The sequence below is a fragment of the Caballeronia sp. LjRoot31 genome (genome assembly GCF_964253885.1).
Lineage (GTDB): Bacteria > Pseudomonadota > Gammaproteobacteria > Burkholderiales > Burkholderiaceae > Caballeronia.
This window is the reverse complement of sequence record NZ_CAXURX020000001.1, coordinates 278,562-295,984: the sequence shown is the minus strand read 5'-3', so window position 1 is coordinate 295,984 and position 17,423 is coordinate 278,562. Positions and strand designations below refer to the sequence as shown.

The 17,423-nt window shown below is 60.9% G+C and carries 17 protein-coding genes; 6 read left to right on the top strand and 11 right to left on the bottom strand.

Annotation, left to right across the window (positions count from 1 at the left end; genetic code table 11):
* Positions 1-61: 61 nt before the first annotated feature.
* The 6 genes from ACSQ8V_RS01335 to ACSQ8V_RS01310 form a co-directional block, all read right to left on the bottom strand.
* On the bottom strand, positions 62-634 hold the full coding sequence (locus ACSQ8V_RS01335; protein WP_213764751.1) for a cytochrome c oxidase assembly protein: 573 nt from the start codon (positions 632-634) through the stop codon (positions 62-64).
* 5 nt (positions 635-639) lie between these two features.
* On the bottom strand, positions 640-780 hold the full coding sequence (locus ACSQ8V_RS01330) for a cytochrome oxidase small assembly protein (protein WP_213764812.1): 141 nt from the start codon (positions 778-780) through the stop codon (positions 640-642).
* A 99-nt stretch (positions 781-879) separates the two neighbouring features.
* On the bottom strand, positions 880-2,517 hold the full coding sequence (gene ctaD, locus ACSQ8V_RS01325; protein ID WP_213764750.1) for a cytochrome c oxidase subunit I: 1,638 nt from the start codon (positions 2,515-2,517) through the stop codon (positions 880-882).
* Between the two features lie 89 nt (positions 2,518-2,606).
* Positions 2,607-4,217, bottom strand: a complete 1,611-nt coding sequence (gene coxB / locus ACSQ8V_RS01320; protein ID WP_436204666.1) for a cytochrome c oxidase subunit II — start codon at positions 4,215-4,217, stop codon at positions 2,607-2,609.
* Between the two features lie 207 nt (positions 4,218-4,424).
* Entirely contained in the window at positions 4,425-4,901 is a 477-nt protein-coding gene (locus ACSQ8V_RS01315) for a DUF2244 domain-containing protein (RefSeq protein WP_436204665.1), read from the bottom strand.
* Between the two features lie 308 nt (positions 4,902-5,209).
* A complete protein-coding gene (locus ACSQ8V_RS01310) occupies positions 5,210-6,181 on the bottom strand; it encodes a methyltransferase domain-containing protein (RefSeq protein WP_436204664.1) in 972 nt (323 codons plus the stop codon).
* A 232-nt stretch (positions 6,182-6,413) separates the two neighbouring features.
* On the opposite strand from ACSQ8V_RS01310, the gene ACSQ8V_RS01305 reads away from it, so the two are divergent.
* Positions 6,414-7,151, top strand: coding sequence for a ComF family protein (locus tag ACSQ8V_RS01305; RefSeq protein ID WP_436206571.1), 738 nt, complete (start codon positions 6,414-6,416; stop codon positions 7,149-7,151).
* A gap of 19 nt (positions 7,152-7,170) precedes the next feature.
* Complete coding sequence (gene trmL, locus ACSQ8V_RS01300) at positions 7,171-7,641, top strand: tRNA (uridine(34)/cytosine(34)/5-carboxymethylaminomethyluridine(34)-2'-O)-methyltransferase TrmL (RefSeq protein WP_213764746.1); 471 nt, start codon at positions 7,171-7,173, stop codon at positions 7,639-7,641.
* 37 nt (positions 7,642-7,678) lie between these two features.
* Here trmL and ACSQ8V_RS01295 read toward each other — a convergent pair whose 3' ends face one another.
* The 4 genes from ACSQ8V_RS01295 to ACSQ8V_RS01280 all read right to left on the bottom strand — a co-directional run bounded on the left by ACSQ8V_RS01295 (position 7,679) and on the right by ACSQ8V_RS01280 (position 9,989).
* Positions 7,679-8,677: an NAD(P)H-dependent glycerol-3-phosphate dehydrogenase gene (locus tag ACSQ8V_RS01295; protein WP_436180656.1), complete on the bottom strand. Its 999-nt coding sequence runs from the start codon at positions 8,675-8,677 to the stop codon at positions 7,679-7,681.
* A 24-nt stretch (positions 8,678-8,701) separates the two neighbouring features.
* Positions 8,702-9,175: a protein-export chaperone SecB gene (secB, locus tag ACSQ8V_RS01290; protein ID WP_089165294.1), complete on the bottom strand. Its 474-nt coding sequence runs from the start codon at positions 9,173-9,175 to the stop codon at positions 8,702-8,704.
* 131 nt (positions 9,176-9,306) lie between these two features.
* Entirely contained in the window at positions 9,307-9,567 is a 261-nt protein-coding gene (grxC, locus tag ACSQ8V_RS01285) for a glutaredoxin 3 (protein ID WP_158937140.1), read from the bottom strand.
* On the bottom strand, positions 9,564-9,989 hold the full coding sequence (locus tag ACSQ8V_RS01280) for a rhodanese-like domain-containing protein (protein ID WP_213764744.1): 426 nt from the start codon (positions 9,987-9,989) through the stop codon (positions 9,564-9,566). Before ACSQ8V_RS01280 ends, grxC begins: the two co-directional genes overlap by 4 nt.
* Positions 9,990-10,190: 201 nt before the next feature.
* Here ACSQ8V_RS01280 and gpmA point away from each other — a divergent pair, with 201 nt between their 5' ends.
* The 4 genes from gpmA to ACSQ8V_RS01260 all read left to right on the top strand — a co-directional run bounded on the left by gpmA (position 10,191) and on the right by ACSQ8V_RS01260 (position 15,548).
* The gene (gpmA, locus tag ACSQ8V_RS01275) at positions 10,191-10,937 is read left to right on the top strand and encodes a 2,3-diphosphoglycerate-dependent phosphoglycerate mutase (protein ID WP_213764743.1); all 747 of its coding nucleotides are present in this window, start codon (positions 10,191-10,193) and stop codon (positions 10,935-10,937) included.
* A 552-nt stretch (positions 10,938-11,489) separates the two neighbouring features.
* Positions 11,490-13,103 carry a S41 family peptidase gene (locus ACSQ8V_RS01270; RefSeq protein ID WP_436180654.1) on the top strand — a complete coding sequence of 538 codons (1,614 nt, stop codon included), beginning with the start codon at positions 11,490-11,492 and terminating at the stop codon, positions 13,101-13,103.
* 285 nt (positions 13,104-13,388) lie between these two features.
* Positions 13,389-14,147: a HesA/MoeB/ThiF family protein gene (locus tag ACSQ8V_RS01265; protein WP_436204663.1), complete on the top strand. Its 759-nt coding sequence runs from the start codon at positions 13,389-13,391 to the stop codon at positions 14,145-14,147.
* 183 nt (positions 14,148-14,330) lie between these two features.
* The gene (locus ACSQ8V_RS01260) at positions 14,331-15,548 is read left to right on the top strand and encodes an autotransporter strand-loop-strand O-heptosyltransferase (RefSeq protein WP_436204662.1); all 1,218 of its coding nucleotides are present in this window, start codon (positions 14,331-14,333) and stop codon (positions 15,546-15,548) included.
* Here the strand turns inward: ACSQ8V_RS01260 and ptsP are convergent.
* Positions 15,536-17,296: a phosphoenolpyruvate--protein phosphotransferase gene (gene ptsP, locus ACSQ8V_RS01255; RefSeq protein ID WP_436180651.1), complete on the bottom strand. Its 1,761-nt coding sequence runs from the start codon at positions 17,294-17,296 to the stop codon at positions 15,536-15,538. The two genes, ACSQ8V_RS01260 and ptsP, sit on opposite strands and share 13 nt — an antisense overlap.
* Positions 17,297-17,423 lie beyond the last annotated feature (127 nt).

The window sequence follows — 17,423 nt, the reverse complement described above, 5'->3', positions numbered from 1 at the left end:
TATGTACCACTCTGCGTACCACCGGCTGCCGCGTATTTGCCGGAAAGCGCGGCCTTATGGGCTATATACCGCTTCGCGACACCGACGCAGGCGCGGTCAATTCAAAGAACGTGTACGACAACGTGATCGTTTTCACATCCTTGGGCAGCTTCGGGTCCACCACGAACACCACGGGCATGCGCCGGGTCTCGTTCGGTTTCAACGTCTGCTGCGTGAAGCAAAAGCACTCGATCTTCTTGAAATACTCGGTGGCCTGCATGGGCGCGTAGCTCGGAATGGCTTGCGCCTGAACCGTGCGGGCTTGCTGGTTGGTCACCTCGTACATCACCGTCATCACTTCGCCCGGATGCACGTCCAGCGTGTTCTGTTCCGGCTTGAACTGCAACGGGCCGCGCGCGTTTGCATCGAATTCGATGGAAATCTTGCGGCTCGTGTCGACCTGCGTGTTCCTCGCTTCCCGTGCGCCCACGTCGCGCTGCACGAGATTGTTGATGCCGGTAATCGAGCAGATCGCACGATACATGGGCACGAGCGCAAAACCAAAACCGAACATGGCCGCCGCCACCACAATCAGCTTGACCATCATCGAGCGGTTGAACGCGCGATCTTCCTTGATCTCCTCAGGCGTCGACACGTTCCCTAGCCTCTCGACCGCACGTACTGATCGACGACAACCGCCGCGAAAAACACCGCGGCTACCGCCAGCAGGATCAGGCCAAGCCGCTTGTTGCCCGCGCGAACTTGCTCGGGCGTGCGTTGCTTCTGTGAATTCCGGGTCATCCGTTCAGGCTTTATTCCGCTAGTCATGCGCTTCGCTGTCATTGTCCTGCGTGGCGCGCGTCCCGTTTTTTGAATCTGAACGGAACGCGCTGCGTGGCTTTACTCGACGTGCGGCGGCTGCTCGAACGTGTGGAACGGAGCCGGGCTCGGCACAGTCCATTCCAGACCTTCGGCGCCGTCCCACGGCTTGTCGCTGGCTTTCTCCAGATCACCGCCGCCGCGATACGCCGGCAATGCCACCGCGAACAGGAAGTACACCTGTGCCAGACCGAAACCAAACGCGCCAATCGTCGCAATCTGGTTGAAGTCCGTGAACTGCGCCGGGTAATCCGCATAACGACGCGGCATGCCGGCGAGGCCCAGGAAGTGCATCGGGAAGAAGGTGATGTTGAAGAAGATCATCGACGCCCAGAAGTGGATCTTGCCGCGCGTCTCGTTGTACATCCAGCCGGTCCACTTCGGCGACCAGTAATACCAGCCGGAGAAGAGCGCGAACAGCGACCCCGCCACCAGCACGTAGTGGAAGTGCGCCACCACGTAGTAAGTCCCGTGCATCTGGATATCAAGCGGCGCCATGGAGAGGATCAGGCCCGTGAAACCGCCCATGGTGAACACGAACAGGAAGCCGATGGCGAACAACATGGGCGATTCGAAGCTCAACGAACCGCGCCACATGGTTGCGACCCAGTTGAACACCTTAACGCCGGTCGGCACCGCGATCAGCATGGTCGCGTACATGAAAAATAGCTGACCCGTCACCGGCATGCCGGTGGCGAACATGTGGTGCGCCCAGACCATGAACGAGAGAATCGCGATGGATGAGGTTGCGTACACCATCGAGCTATAACCGAACAAAGTCTTGCGCGAGAACGCCGGAATCACCTGCGACACGATCCCGAACGCCGGCAAGATCATGATGTACACCTCGGGATGCCCGAAGAACCAGAAGATATGCTGGTACATCACCGGGTCGCCGCCGCCTGCTGCGTTGAAGAACGACGTGCCGAAGTGGCGATCGAACAGCACCATGGTGATCGCGCCTGCCAGCACCGGCATCACGGCAATCAACAGGTAGGCGGTGATCAGCCAGGTCCAGCAGAACATCGGCATCTTCATCAGCGTCATGCCGGGCGCGCGCATGTTCAGAATCGTCACGACGATATTAATACCGCCCATGATCGACGACGCACCCATCAGGTGGATCGCGAAAATGGCGAAGTCCATGCCCGGGCCCATCTGCGTGGAGAGCGGCGCGTACAGCGTCCAGCCGGCAGCGGTCGCGCCGCCGGGAACGAAGAACGACGTGATCAGCAGGATGGCCGCCACCGGCAGCAGCCAGAAGCTGAAGTTGTTCATGCGCGCGAAGGCCATGTCCGACGCGCCGATCTGCAGTGGAATCTGCCAGTTCGCGAAACCGACGAACGCCGGCATGATCGCGCCGAACACCATGATCAGGCCGTGCATGGTGGTCAACTGGTTGAAGAACTCGGGCCGCATGATCTGCAGGCCAGGCTCGAAGAGCTCGGCGCGGATCATCAGCGCCATCACGCCCCCTGAGAGGAACATGATGAACGAGAACAACAGGTACAAGGTACCGATGTCCTTGTGGTTCGTCGCGAATAGCCAGCGACGCCAGCCGTACGGCAGTTCGTGCGCGTGCTCGTCGTGGCCATGACCGTGATCATGAGCGTGGCCATGGTCGTGGCCCGCGGGTACATCGTGTCCGATGCTAGACATGACAATCTCCTAAAGCGAATACTGCGGCACTTGTGCGTACGCTACGCCAGCTTCCTTTCATTCAGATGGAAGCTGGGCGAACGGGTACGTCAGGCAGCCGGACTGATCTCCACACGCCGTGCTTCTCTCGCGTCAGCACCGCCCGTGATCGTTTCCGGCTTCTTCAAAATGATGCGGTCTTCCGCCACGCCCGCGGCCTTCAGCGCGTCGCGAACAGCCTGCGCACGCGTCTTCGCCAATTCGGCGTTCTTCGCGGCGGAGCCGGTTGCGTCGGTGAAACCCGACAGCGTCAGCTTCGCGTCCGGATGCGCCTTCGCGTAATCCGCGGCGGCCTGCACGGCGCTGGCGGCGTCGGCAGGCAATGCATCCTTGCCCGTCTCGAAATACACGCTCGCCGGCAACGAAGCCGCCGGAGCCGAAGCGTCCGACGCCGCGGCAGATGCCGGCGCTGCCGCACTGGCTGCTTCCGAACCACCAGCCGCGGCGCCTGCGCCCGCCAGATGATCGCCGCCTGTGGGCATCTTGCCGTTACGTGCGTCGGCGACTTGCAGGGGTTGCAGGATGTCGCCCGTGTGGTTGCCCCAGGTATTGCGTTCGTACGTGATCACCGAAGCGATCTCGACGTCATTGAGCGTCGCGCCCCAGTTCGGCATCGCGCCCTTGCCCTTCAGCACAATGCTCACGTGGTCCGCGATCGGGCCATTGGCGATCTTGCTGCCATCGAGCGCCGGGAACTGACCAGCGCCCTTGCCGGTCGGCTGGTGGCAGACCGCGCAATTCGACGTATAGACCTGTGCGCCGCGCGCCTTCAGTTCGTCCATCGTGTAGGTCTTGTTCGGATCGTCCGCGCTGGCCGCCATTTTCTTCTTCTGGCCATCGACCCACGCCGTGTAGTCTTCAGCCGACAACACTTCGACCACGACCGGCATGTACGCGTGTTCCTTGCCGCACAACTCGGTACAGAAGCCGCGGAACGTGCCGATCTTCTCGGCCTTGAACCACGTGTCGCGCACGAAGCCGGGGATCGCATCCTGCTTCACGCCGAACGCCGGGACGTACCACGAGTGGACGACGTCGTTGGCGGTGGTGATGATGCGGATTTTCTTGTCGACCGGAACCACGAGCGGATTGTCGACTTCCTGGAGATACAGGTCCGTGATCGGCGTCTGGCCGTTCACTTCGCTACGCGGGGTAGAGAGCGTGGACAGGAAGTTGATGCCCTCGCCCTGCCCCTTCACGTAGTCGTAACCCCACTTCCACTGATAACCGGTGACCTTCACGGTCAGGTCGGCGTTGGTGGTGTCTTTCATGGCGACGACGGCCTTCGTGGCCGGCAACGCCATCAGCACAACGATCACGAACGGGACGATCGTCCAGATGATTTCGACGGTGGTGCTTTCGTGGAAATTCGAAGCCTTGTGTCCTTTCGACTTCCGGTGCATCAGGACCGAATAGAACATCACGCCGAACACGCCGAGGAAAATCACCGTGCAGATGATCAGCATGAACGTATGGAGGCCGTAGAGCTCTTCGGCGATCTTCGTCACCGGCGTCTGGAAGTTAAGTTCGTTAACTGCAGGACCGCCAGGACTGTCGTTGACCGCCAGGGCCGCGCCGGCGAACAGGAGTCCGCTTAACGCCAGCACGCCCGACAGGGCTCGCTTGATTGTTTTCATAGCTTCCTTACCCAAAATTTCCATTCAGACCCTCGACCCCCGTATGCACCCGTCCGACTCATGCATCGCCTCCCCTGGAAACGATCTACTCGGCGGCGCGTGTCGATGCGTGTGCCGCTTTGCTACATACTTCCCGCGTACTTCCCCTCTTGCTTCCCGGTTCCGTGCTTTTTCGCGGAGCGCTGCCAACCGGACATCCTGAATGCGCCCAGCCGGCGCACCCTCAGACCGTCAGCCGCAGCGCCTCAGCCATGTCCGCAACTCGACGGCGAACTGCTTGCGACGATGCTGCGCCAGATGTATCCCGACCGGCACCGACTCCCCCCGCGACACCAGCTTCACCGGATCTCTCGGTGTTGCCCCCGGCTCGACTCTCACCCAGCGCGGATTGAACTCCCTCTGCGTGAGTGTTTCCGCGTCCATCCGCTCGATCAGCAGCCGGTCGTGAAACAGTAGAATCCGCTCGTAGTCGACAGCATGCCGCGCGTAAATGACGAACGCGATACCGACCGCCAGCAACTCGATACCCGTAAAAGGCAGCACCAGCCAAGCGCCCGCCCACACCAGCAAACTCGCGATCAGCAACGAAAACAGCGCAAGCGACACGTAGAACGCCACGAATTGCCGCGGCGAGACAGAACAGTTCCGCTTGATCAACCAGTCCTTTATGACCGGTTCGGTGTCCATCGGCAGATCCGTTGCTTGCATCGCCGTCTCCCGCGTTGGATTCCCGCGTCAGATTTGTCTCAACCGCGCCGCGTGTTGCCCACCTGCTGCCAGCTTCCTGCACACCCTGCTGCCTACCTGTTGCCACTGCCAATCACTCAGAATGCGCCCAAAATCATGCCAGCCCGGCGACAAACTGACGCATTATAGGCGCGTTGCCCAGCATCCACAAGCAAGGTGGTGCACGCCGCAAAGCCAAGCCGCACAAGCCTCTGCGCCCTTTTGCCGCATCCTTTTGGATGCGTGTCAACACGCGTGATCGAGGAGTGGGAAAGGCTGTTTTGACTGGTTTACTTGCTCCGTTTTGAGCCTCGTCCTATGTCTTCGAGCCTCACAATACCGTGCCCCTCCGCCGTCATTCGCGGCACTGCCTTCCATGCGTGTCCATAGATCACTTCAAAGGTCAGCGGGATCGTGCCGTCCTCGCGGCGGCGCGCTTCGAGCGCCGCGTGAAGCGCGTCACGCAACGCGCGAGCATGCGTTTGCGGCACAACGTCACGCGGATAAGCACCCCAGCGGCGCACGTCCTTCAGCAGCGATTCCGGCGACTTGTACGTGATCGTCAGCACCTCCTGATCCATCACCGGAATCTCGAAGCCGCTCTCGACCAGCATGTCGCCGAGATCGTGCATATCGACGAACTCGATGGTGTGCCGCTGTGGCGCCAGGCCCAGTGATTTTTCCGCCTGCGCGTACGCGCCGCTGAGCTCTTTCAGCGTGTCGGGACCAAGCGTGCTGAACATCAGAAGGCCGTTCACCTTGAGCACACGCGCCCATTCGGGGAATACGAGGTCGGGCCGGGCATTCCAGTGCAGCGCGAGATTCGACCAGAGCATCTCGAACGCGCTTGCAACAAACGGCAGGTGAGCGAAGTCGCCCTGCGCCAGTTGTGGGCCGCGCGCGCCGAACGCCTTGCCCAGCGTGGCGGGAAGAAACCGCCGCCAGCCAGCGTTGGCTTCGGATTCGGCCATCTCGGCCTGGTTCGCCCGGGCCAGCATAGCCGCCGACAAGTCCATGCCGAGCACCGACGCATCGGCGAAACGCTCGCGCAGGCCGGCCAAGTCGGCGCCCATGCCGCAGCCCGCGTCGAGCACGCGCACCGGCGTTACCTTGATGTAGTCGAGTCGCTCGCGCATGCGCTGCGCGATCTCGCGCGGCAGGAACGCGACGTCATCGAACGTCGAGGCGCGACGGTCGAAAATTCGCTGCAGACGGAGCGAATCGTAGGCCGGACGGCCAGCGTTGGCAGGAGTTGGGGACATGACAACCTACTTTCTAAGAGTGCGAAGTATACTCGGTCGATTCCTGAAACGTTCAGCCAAACCAGACCGTGCAACGGTTCCGGCCAGTTCTCCTGAGCGCTCGGCCGCTCACTCAGGGCCGATTTTTGCGCTGCCACGCTTTACCCGGATCGAACGTATGAAGCTACGGTTTGGTGTCCTTGGTGTCATATCGCGCGGCCCAGGCTCGCTGCGCGCGGCTTCTGCCACGGCCATGCAGCGGCTCGGCCAGATGCGCGACATCGCGTTGCCCAGTCAGTGCGCATTGTGTGGCAATTTGTCGCAGAAAGTATTGTGTGCTGGCTGCGATGAACAGTATTGGAACCAGACACGCACGCGTTGCCCGGTTTGTGCGCTGCCCGTGCCGGTGCTTGCCGCGGCCTCGGCCGCATCTGCTGGCGTTAAAAGTGGAGCGCATTTGCCTTGCAAGCGGTGTATTGCGGAGCCGCCGCATTTTGACGCGACCATCGCGCTGGCCGATTACCACGCGCCGCTCGATACACTCGCGCTTGATCTCAAGTTCCACGCGCGGCTGGCAGCGGCCGACGAATTTGCGCGCCAGCTGCACGCCGCATTCGAGAGTACCAACGCGGCGGCACCGGATGTCGTCGCTCCTGTGCCGCTGTCGCCACGGCGCCTGAGGATGCGCGGTTACAACCAGGCGTGGTCGATCGGGAAACCGCTTGCGCGCCGGCTCGGCTCGTTGGCTGACGCAACGCTGATCGGGCGTATCAGGGACACGGCGCCGCAAGCAAAGCTCGATCTCGATACACGGCGCACAAACGTCGGCAATGCGTTCACGGTGCTGCGCGAGATACGCGGCCAGCACGTGGCAATTGTCGATGACGTCATGACCTCCGGCGCCACGCTCGACGCGCTGGCCTTTACGCTGAAAGCCGCCGGCGCGCGGCGTGTCACCAACTTCGTCGCGCTGCGCACGCCGCAAGACTAATTTTCACGAGTTATCGCTTATGTTCAATGTCGTACTGGTCGAACCTGAAATTCCGCCGAACACCGGCAACGTGATCCGGCTATGCGCCAATACCGGCGCCCGCCTGCATTTGATCGAACCGCTCGGTTTCCCTCTCGACGACGCCAAGATGCGCCGCGCCGGCCTCGACTACCACGAGTACGCGCAGATGCATGTTCATGCGAACTGGGCGGCATTCCTCGAAACCGAGGCGCCCGATGTGAGCCGCATGTTTGCCTTCACAACGCGCGGCTCCACGCCATTTTTCGGGCATACGTTCAGGGCGGGCGACTGGTTCGTCTTCGGCGCGGAAACCCGGGGCTTGTCGGACACGGTGCTCACGCAGTTCACGAATGACCGGCGCGTGCGCTTGCCTATGCGGCCGGGGAACCGGAGTTTGAATTTATCGAATACGGTGGCGGTCGTGACGTTCGAAGCATGGCGTCAGACAGGGTTCGAGGGCGGTGAATAAATGATCTCCGGCGCAGTCTTCCTGCGCCGGAGATCCCTCACTCCGCTTTTGCGTCGCGGCTCAACAACGCGTGAACGGCGTCACGCGGCGCGACATTTTCGAATAACACGCGACACACGGCGTGTGTGATCGGCATGTCGATGCCATGAGTCTCCGCCAGCGCCAGCACGGCACGCGCGCACCGTACGCCCTCGGCCACATGACCTAGCGCCGCGAGGATGTCGGTGAGCGAACGGCCTGTTGCCAACTGCATGCCGACCGTGCGATTGCGCGACAAATCTCCCGTCGCCGTGAGAATCAGGTCGCCGAGCCCGGTCAGGCCGGTGAAGGTTTCCGCGCGCCCGCCCAGCGCCACGCCTAGCCGTGACATCTCGGCCAGTCCGCGCGTAATCAGCGCGGCCCGGGCGTTGAGGCCCAGGCCAAGGCCGTCGGCAATGCCGGTTGCAATGGCCAGCACGTTCTTCACCGCGCCGCCCACTTCCACGCCGATCACGTCGTCGCCGGTATAAATGCGCATGGCGCCGTGATGAAACGCAGCAACGGTGCGCTCGCCAAGCGTTGCCGACGCGCTCGCGACTGTCAGCGCCACCGGCAAACCCTGCCCGACTTCACGCGCGAAGCTCGGTCCGGAAAGCGTGCCGTTGCTCGCGTGCTGCGGCAATTCGGCCGCCACCACCTCGTTCGGCAGGCATTGCGTGTCGGCTTCGAAGCCTTTGCACAACCAGACGATATGCGCCGGAACTATATCCAGTTCACGCATGTTGCGGCAGAGCGCGCGCAAGCCCGCGACCGGTGCTGCAACGACGCACAGAGCGTCTTCCGCCGCGCCGTGACCCAGCGCTGAAAAAAGGTCAGCGTCGTACTGAAGCGCTGCGGGCAGCGTTATGCCGCGTAGATAGCGCTCGTTTTCGTGCGTTTGGGACAGTGACTCGATGAGCGCGCGATCGCGCGCCCAGAGCACCGTAGAGTGGCGAGTGGCCAGATGGCCAGCCAGTGCGGTGCCCCACGCACCGGCGCCGAGAACGGCTACTTGCATGCCCGGCTCCGGAATATGCGGGATTTAGTTCAGCGTCGCGCCGTTGGCCACGCCTTCCTGAGCTGCCGACAACTGCGAAATACGTTGTTCGTACAGCGCCTGGAAGTTGATCTCGGCGAGGTGGATCGGCGGGAAACCGGCGCGGGTGATGGCGTCGGCAATGTTCGAGCGCAGGTACGGGAACAAGATGGTCGGGCACGCAATGCCGACCAGCGGATCGATTTGATCGGCGGGAATGTTGCGGATATCGAAAATACCGGCTTGCTTGGCTTCGATCAGGAACGCGACCTTGTCGGTCACCTTCGCGGTCACGGTGCCCGTTACCAGCACTTCGAACACGCTCTCCGCCAGGCGCTCGGCCTTCACGTCCACTTCCACTTCCACCGACGGCATTTCCTGCTCGAGGAAGATGCCCGGCGAATTGGGCTGCTCGAGCGACATGTCCTTCAAGTAGATGCGCTGGATGTTGAAGAACGGCTGGTTGTTGTCGTCAGACATGGTTGTTTCCCTTGATTATTTAATGTGCTACCCGCGGCTTTTCCGGTTTTTTCCGGCTGAAAACCGCAGGCGGCGTAATTGCGCAGCGGATCATCAGGCCGACGCGCCCGGCCTGATGATCCGCTGCTTGTTCAGGCGGCCTCGAGCAGCGGCACCAGGCCGCCTTTGCGATCGAGCGCGGACAGATCGTCGTAACCGCCAACATGCGTCTCACCGATAAATACCTGCGGCACCGTACGGCGCCCCGTACGCGTCATCATTTCTTCACGCCGCGCCGGATCACGGTCGATCAGCACCTTCTCGACGTTTTCCACGCCGCGCGACTTTAGTAGACGTTCGGCCATCTGGCAATACGGGCACACCTGCGTGCTGTACATGATCACTTTATTCACTTTACCGCTCCTTGTTTCACGACCGGCATGCCGGCTTTTTGCCAGGCATCCAGCCCGCCCTGCAATACGTGGACTTCGGCGTAACCGGCATCGCTCACGATCTGGCTCGCCTTCTGGGACTGTTGGCCGGTCTGACACACGAGCAAGACCGGATTGCTCTTATTCTTCGCGATCTGGCCAATTTTTGCTTGAAGCTCCGAAATCTCGAAGTTTCGCGCCGCCGGCAGATGCCCCTTCGAATACTCGGTGGCCGGCCGTACGTCGATCACGGAGGCGTTACGCCGGTTGATCAGTTGAACGGCCTCGGGAGCGGAAACACTTCCGCGGCCGCGCCGGACAATCGTCGGCCAAAGCAGCAACCCACCAGAAATGAGGGCGACGGCGATAAGAACAAGGTTGGTGTAATCGGTGAAAAACTTCACGTCGGGACCGCCGGATTGGGAGTGTGAAAAAATGAAAAGGTCGAAAAAAATCGGGACAATCCAGCCATTATAAAATAACCGTCCGCCGCGATGGCCTCGGCCAATCGGCTGAGTTGCGCCAGAACGCGTTGCCGCACAGAATCGATGCCAGTTTCCAGCTTTTTTGCCGCTTCCTAACTAACCGACCTCTCAACGGACATCATGTACAAGCTAGTGCTCATCCGCCACGGCGAATCCACGTGGAACAAGGAAAACCGATTCACAGGCTGGGTCGACGTCGACCTGACAGAACAAGGCATTCGTGAGGCCCAGCAGGCCGGCGTGCTGCTGAAGGAAGCCGGCTTCAGCTTTGACCTGGCTTACACCTCGGTGCTCAAGCGCGCGATCCGCACGCTCTGGCACGTGCAGGACCAGATGGACGAAATGTACTTGCCAGTCGTCCATTCGTGGCGGTTGAACGAGCGGCATTATGGTGCGCTCGCCGGTCTGAACAAGGCCGAGACCGCGAAGAAATACGGTGACGAGCAAGTGCTGATCTGGCGCAGAAGCTACGACACGCCGCCGCCTGCACTCGATCCGTCCGACGAACGCACGTCGTTCAACGACCCTCGCTATGCAAGAGTGCCGCGCGAGCAGTTGCCGTTGACCGAGTGCCTGAAGGACACGGTCGCCCGCGTCATGCCCATCTGGAACGAATCCATTGCGCCGGCCGTCAAGTCGGGCAAGCGTGTGCTGATTGCCGCCCACGGCAACTCCATGCGCGCGCTGATCAAGTATCTGGACGATATTTCCGACAACGACATCGTCGGCCTGAACGTCCCGAACGGCGTGCCGCTCGTGTATGAACTCGACGAAAACCTGAAGCCGATCAAGCACTATTATCTCGGCGACCCGGAAGCAATCGCCAAGGCGCAGGCGGCGGTCGCGAAACAAGGGAAGGCGGGTTAAGGGTTTTTGTTTCGAGAATGACCGACGGTTGCGGGTGCTCTGATCCGGCACTCATGACCGTTGGTTTGAAGCATGCCGGGGGGGTTCTCGTGTTCACGCCGGTCGTGTTGCTCACCGGATGTATCGCTGAGAGGGAGCAGTCGTGCGAGCTCGCGTGGCCGCTTGCGCACGGTATTCCGTGATTTATGCCCCTTGCGGCGCGGCTCTAAGGTAACGGCAACTCTCGCGTTCGCGCTTTCAGCCGACACGGTCCCCAGCCGTTGGCCCGCATCCCGGAAAGCGCGCCCACCCTCCATTCCTCCGCCTCAGCGCTTATCGTCCGAACGCGCGAAAATAAGCCGTCCGATCTCGCGCGTTGCGAATCCCCTTAATCCGGGCCCGACATTTGCGGACGGACACTGGTTTTGAAACCATCACGCATAAAAAGAACCCGCCCATTCATTTCCCGGCGAAACCCTTTAAGCTGCGTTTAAGTTGTGGTCCGGGGCTTGCAGTTATACTGCCCAGTCAACCACGACGCAGCCTAATCCGCTTTCGACCGCAACAGACTCTATGCGAAAGAACCTGAAAAACATCGGCCTGATCGCCGCGGGCCTTGCTACCGGCGTATTTGCAACGCTGCAACTCTCCGCATCCGCCCAGCAAGCCGCCACCGCGCCTCTCCCGCTCGATCAATTGCGGTTGTTTGCCGAAGTATTCGGGCAAATCAAGCATGAATACGTCGAGCCGGTCGACGATAAAAAGCTTCTCACCGCGGCTATCAAGGGCATGGTATCGAGCCTCGATCCGCATTCGTCATATCTAGATAAAACCGATTACGAAGAGCTTCAGGAGCAGACCAAGGGTCGCTTCGCGGGTCTCGGTATCGAGATTTCGGCGGAAGATGGCTTGATCAAGGTGATCTCGCCTATTGAAGATACGCCGGCGTTCCACGCCGGCATTCGTCCGGGCGACCTGATCACGCGCATCAACGACAAGCCGGTACGCGGCATGACGCTGGATAACGCCGTCAAGCAAATGCGCGGCGATCCGGGCACGAAGGTCACGCTGACCATCTTCCGCAAGACCGACGACCGGACCTTCCCGGTCACGGTGACGCGCGCGATCATCCAGGTGCAGAGCGTGAAGATGAAGATTCCGGCGCCGGGTTACGGCTACATCCGGATCACGAGCTTCCAGGAACGCACCGTGCCGGATCTCGCCGCGAAGCTGCAAGATCTCGCGCGCCAGCAGCCGGACCTGAAGGGCCTTGTGCTTGACCTGCGTAACAACGGCGGCGGTTTGCTGCAGAGCGCGGTCGGCGTGGCCGGTGCGTTCCTGCCGGATAACGCCGTGGTGGTGTCGACGAATGGGCAAATCGCGGACGCGAAGCAAACCTTCCGCGATACGTACGACAACTATCGCCTGCCGTCCTTCGACTCCGATCCGCTGAAGAACCTGCCGGAAATCTTCAAGAAAGTACCCATGGTCGTGTTGACCAATGCGTACTCGGCGTCGGCTTCCGAGATCGTCGCGGGCGCGCTGCAGGATCATCATCGTGCGTTGATTGTTGGCAAGACCACGTTCGGCAAGGGCTCGGTACAGACCGTCCGGCCAATGACCGCCGACACCGCGCTGCGTCTGACCACCGCGTATTACTACACGCCGAGCGGCAGGTCGATCCAGAACAAGGGGATCCGCCCGGACGTTCCGGTCGACCAGTACGCTGAGGGTGATCCGGACGACGCGCTCGTCACGCGCGAAGTGGATTATTCAAACCACCTGGCCAATACGCAAGACCCGAACGAGAAGAAGGAACAGGACGCGCGCGAAGCGGACCGGCTCGAGCAACTGCGGATTCTTGAAGAGCAGAACGACAAGAAGACGCCGGAGCAACGCCGTAAGGATCGCGAGCGCAAGCCTGTCGATTTCGGCACCGCCGATGACTTCATGCTCGCACAAGCGCTGAACAAGCTGGAAGGCAAGCCGGTGCAGGAATCGAAGTCTTATTCCGAAAGGAAACTGGCGCAGGATAAGCCGGCTCCCTCGGCTTCGGCTCCTATTGCTGTCAAACCCGCGTTGCCGGTTACGCCAGGGGCGGATGCAACGCCGGCCTCCGATGTGCCGGGTGCCGACGCCACGCCGGCGCCCGCGTCTGCACCGGTGCCCGCTTCGGCTACACAGTAAGTTTGGTCCCGGAATCAATCGGCGCGGGCTCAATAGCCGCGCCGACTGATTCAGCAGTAACCAGCAACGAATTCACGTTACCGTCCTCCGGCACAACATAGGTGCCGCGCCAGTCTGACTCCCCCGTTACGCTCCCGGTTCCACCTCAGCATCTTGTGATTGCCTGGGACCGGAGTAAGTGCTCTGCCCCAACGCCCCTCGACACGCGATTAAAATAGCGCTTTCGCGACCGCGCGCCTGTTTCGTGCTCTCAGGCATTCCGGTCGTAGCCTACTTGAGCGCTCGATGAACGACGATCAGCTTCTCCGCTATTCCCGCCACATCCTCGTCGATGAAATCGGCATCGAAGCGCAGCAGCGCTTTCTCGATGCGCACGCCATCATCATTGGTGCGGGTGGGCTCGGGTCTCCGGCCGCGATGTATCTGGCGGCGGCGGGTGTCGGCGAGATCACGCTGGTCGATGCCGATTCCGTCGATCTCACCAATCTCCAGCGCCAGATCCTGCACGTGAGCGCATCGGTCGGTGAATCGAAGGTGGATTCGGCCCGTCATACACTCGCCGCCCTCAATCCCGGCGTGAAGGTCAATACCGTCGCCATCCGCGCCGACAAGGACTGGCTCAACACGCACGTCCCACACGCCACCGTCGTACTCGATTGCACCGATAACTTCGCCACTCGCCACGCGATCAACGCCGCCTGTTTCGCCCACGGCATCCCGCTCGTCTCCGGCGCCGCACTTCGCTTCGACGGCCAGATCAGCACCTTCGACTTCCGCTCAGCGCAATCCCCGTGCTACGCCTGCGTGTTCCCGCCGGACGAAGCGTTCGAGGAAGTCGCGTGCTCGACCATGGGCGTCTTCTCGCCGACGGTCGGGATCATCGGGGCCATGCAGGCGGCCGAGGCGTTACGCGTGATTGGCGGATTCGGTACGACGCTCGAAGGCCGCCTGATGATGCTCGACTCGTTGCACATGGAATGGAACACGATGCGCATCGCACGGCAGGCAACCTGCCCGGTTTGCGGAACGTACGCACAGAAATAGTCTGTTTTCGCAAGCCCAATCAGGTCATCGCAGCACCGCCTGACAGCCTGCTCGGCTCTCCGGCCGTGCGTCAGCGAGCGCGCATGTTCCCTCGCCGTCTCAAATTTAAGAGTTCTCCAATTTTTCTGATCGTCGGGCCGGCTTATCGTGGCTACTACACTTTCAACGCAATTGGAGCCACACGTGAGCAACACCGCAAATACGAGCACGCAGCGCGGCAGGACCGAGACCGAATTCGCCAAGCCCGGTATCCCGGCGCTGACAGGACCCGAAGGTATCCTCTACGATTTCAACTACGGTTGCCGGGTACAGGTACCCGTAGACGGGTGGCATGTTCGGATGACTGACCTCGACACGTTCAACGTTCTTCTGGACGAAGCCGTGGAGGCCAACGCGATAATCACTAGTCGACGCAAGTATTTCGTGCGCTTCCTCTTGCAAGTATTCGACGGCTCGCGACTGGTGTTCTCCCATGCATTCGACGCCACCAAGCAAAAAGTTCTGTTGCACATGGCGCGTCTGGCGTTAGGCGATTCGCTCGCGTGGCTGCCGATTTTCGACGCATTCAGGGAACAGCACCAATGCGAAATCTACATGCAGTTGCCCGAGCACTTGCAGCCGCTGTTTCGAGAAAGCTATCCGGATATTCATATCGGGACAGAAGCTGAACTCAAGAGCCAGACGTATTACGCGACGTATTACCCGGGTTTGCTCAAGCCCTTCTCCGAACGCGATCATCAACCCACTGATCCGCGTATATCCAACATGCAGGACATGATTGCTTATATGCTTGGCGTGCCTTCCGAAGAACGCCGGCCGAAGGTGGTTATAGAGGATACGACGCGCACGATTGCCGAGCGCTATGTATGCATAGCAACGCAATCAACGGCGCAATGCAAGTATTGGAACAATCCGCGCGGCTGGCCAACGCTGATCGAGCATCTGAAAACGCAAGGATATCGCGTGTTATGCATTGACCGCGACAAGGAGTATGGCAACACCGAGTACATGAACGTAATGCCAGAAGGCGCCGAGGATTTCACTGGCAACCGGCCGCTCCAGGAACGCATGAGCCTGTTGCAACACGCGGATTTTTTTGTCGGCCTCGGAAGCGGGTTGTCCTGGCTGGCATGGGCCGTGGGCACCCCGGTGGTCATGATCAGCGGCTTCTCTCATCCGTCGACCGAGTTCCGCACGCCGTATCGCGTGATCAACTTTCACGGCTGCAACAGTTGCTTCAACGACACGACTTCGCAGTTCGACAACAAGAACTTCGCCTGGTGCCCCCGCCGCTTCGACAAACCGCAGCAGTTTCAATGCACAGCAATCATCACGCCTGAGTTCGTGATGCGCGTGGTCGATAAACTCATCGCCGAGCGCGGCCTCGCTCAAGCCCTCTGAAGCACCGCCAGCGCGGCGAGCAACTCCGCGGGTTCGTACGCGGCAAGCACGTCCGCGACCGGCTTTTGCAACGCCTTCAAGTCCGCCCGCAGGATCTCCTGCTTGACCACGAGCAACTGGCTTGGGTGCATCGAAAACTCGGTGAGGCCCATGCCGAGCAGCAGGCGTGTCACGGTCGGGTCGCCAGCCATTTCACCGCACACCGAAACCGGGACGCCCGCAGCTTTCGCTTCGCGCAGCGTGAACGCGATCAAGTGCAAAACCGCGGGATGCAACGGGTCATACAGATGCGCGACGGCGTTATCCGCGCGATCGATTGCAAGCGTGTACTGGATCAGGTCGTTGGTCCCGATCGACAGGAAATCCAGCCGCTTCAGGAACAGCCGCACGGCAATCGCGGCCGCCGGAATCTCGATCATCGCGCCGACCTGAATGTTGCGATCGTAGTCGATACCCGCATCGTCAAGCTGGCGCTTCGCCTCGTGAATCAGGTCGAGCGTCTGGTCGATTTCCTGCGCATGCGCGAGCATCGGGATCAGGATCTTCGCGTGGCCGAACGCCGATGCCCGCAAGATAGCCCGCAATTGCGTCATGAACATCTGCGGCTCGGACAGGCTCCAGCGGATTGCCCGCAGACCCAGCGCCGGGTTCTGCGCGGTCTCGTAACCGTCGCCACCGCCCATGGATTCAAGCGGCTTGTCCGCACCCACGTCGATCGTGCGAATGGTCACCGGCCGGCCCTTCATCAATTCGATCGCGCGCCGATAGGCCGCAAATTGCTCTTCTTCTTCCGGCAACTCGTCCTTGTAATTCATGAACAGGAACTCGCTGCGGAACAGGCCCACGCCCATCGCGCCGGCATCGAGCGCGGTCTTCGCGTCGTCGGGTAATTCGATGTTCGCGCACAAGTCGATCTTGGTGCCGTCCAACGTTTGCGTCGGCGAGAACTTGAGGCGTTGCAACTTGCGCTGCTCAAGCACCTTTTCGCTCTGCCGGTACGAATACTCTTCCAGCACGATCGGCGCGGGATCGACGATCACAATGCCGTGATCCCCATCCACGATGATCAAGTCGTTCTGCCGGATCAACGCACTCGCCTGCTGCACGCCGACCGACGCCGGAATACCCAGGCTACGCGCCACGATAGCCGTATGCGACGTGCGGCCGCCGAGATCCGTCACGAAACCCTTGAACGCCTGGGTCTTGAACTGCAGCATGTCGGCGGGCGCGATGTCGTGGGCGACCACGATCATGTCGTTGTGCCCGTTGGTCGCCGCGCCATCCACGACAAGCGTAGCGGTGGACGGTGCGCCGGCCAGCGCCTTCAGCACGCGCTCCACGACTTGCTGGATATCGGCTTTGCGTTCGCGTAAGTATTCGTCTTCGATATCGTCGAAATGGCGGCTCAGGATTTCAAGCTGCTCGGTCAGCGCCCACTCCACGTTGTAGCGGCGCGTACGGACGAGATCGATGGTTTCGTGAACGAGCATGGCGTCGTTCAGGATCATGGAATGGACGTTGATAAACGCGCCCATTTCGCTGGGGGCATCCGCAGCCAGATCGTCGCGCAAGGCGTCCAGCTCCGCGTGCACCTGCGCTTGCGCCGTATGAAAGCGTTCAATTTCACTGTCGATGCGATCCGGTTCGACCAGATAGTGATCGACATCGAGTGCAGCCGCCGCGATCAGATACGCGCGGCCGATGGCGATACCGCGCGAAACGGGAATTCCATGCAGCGTGAACGACACGCGCACCTCTCTCTAGTTATGGGTGTGGCTCGCGGTTTTGTCGACCACCGGCTGGCGATGCGATCCGCGCACCATTATAAATTCGAACGCGATTTGGCACGCTTTGCGCTGCAGCAACTTTCTGTCA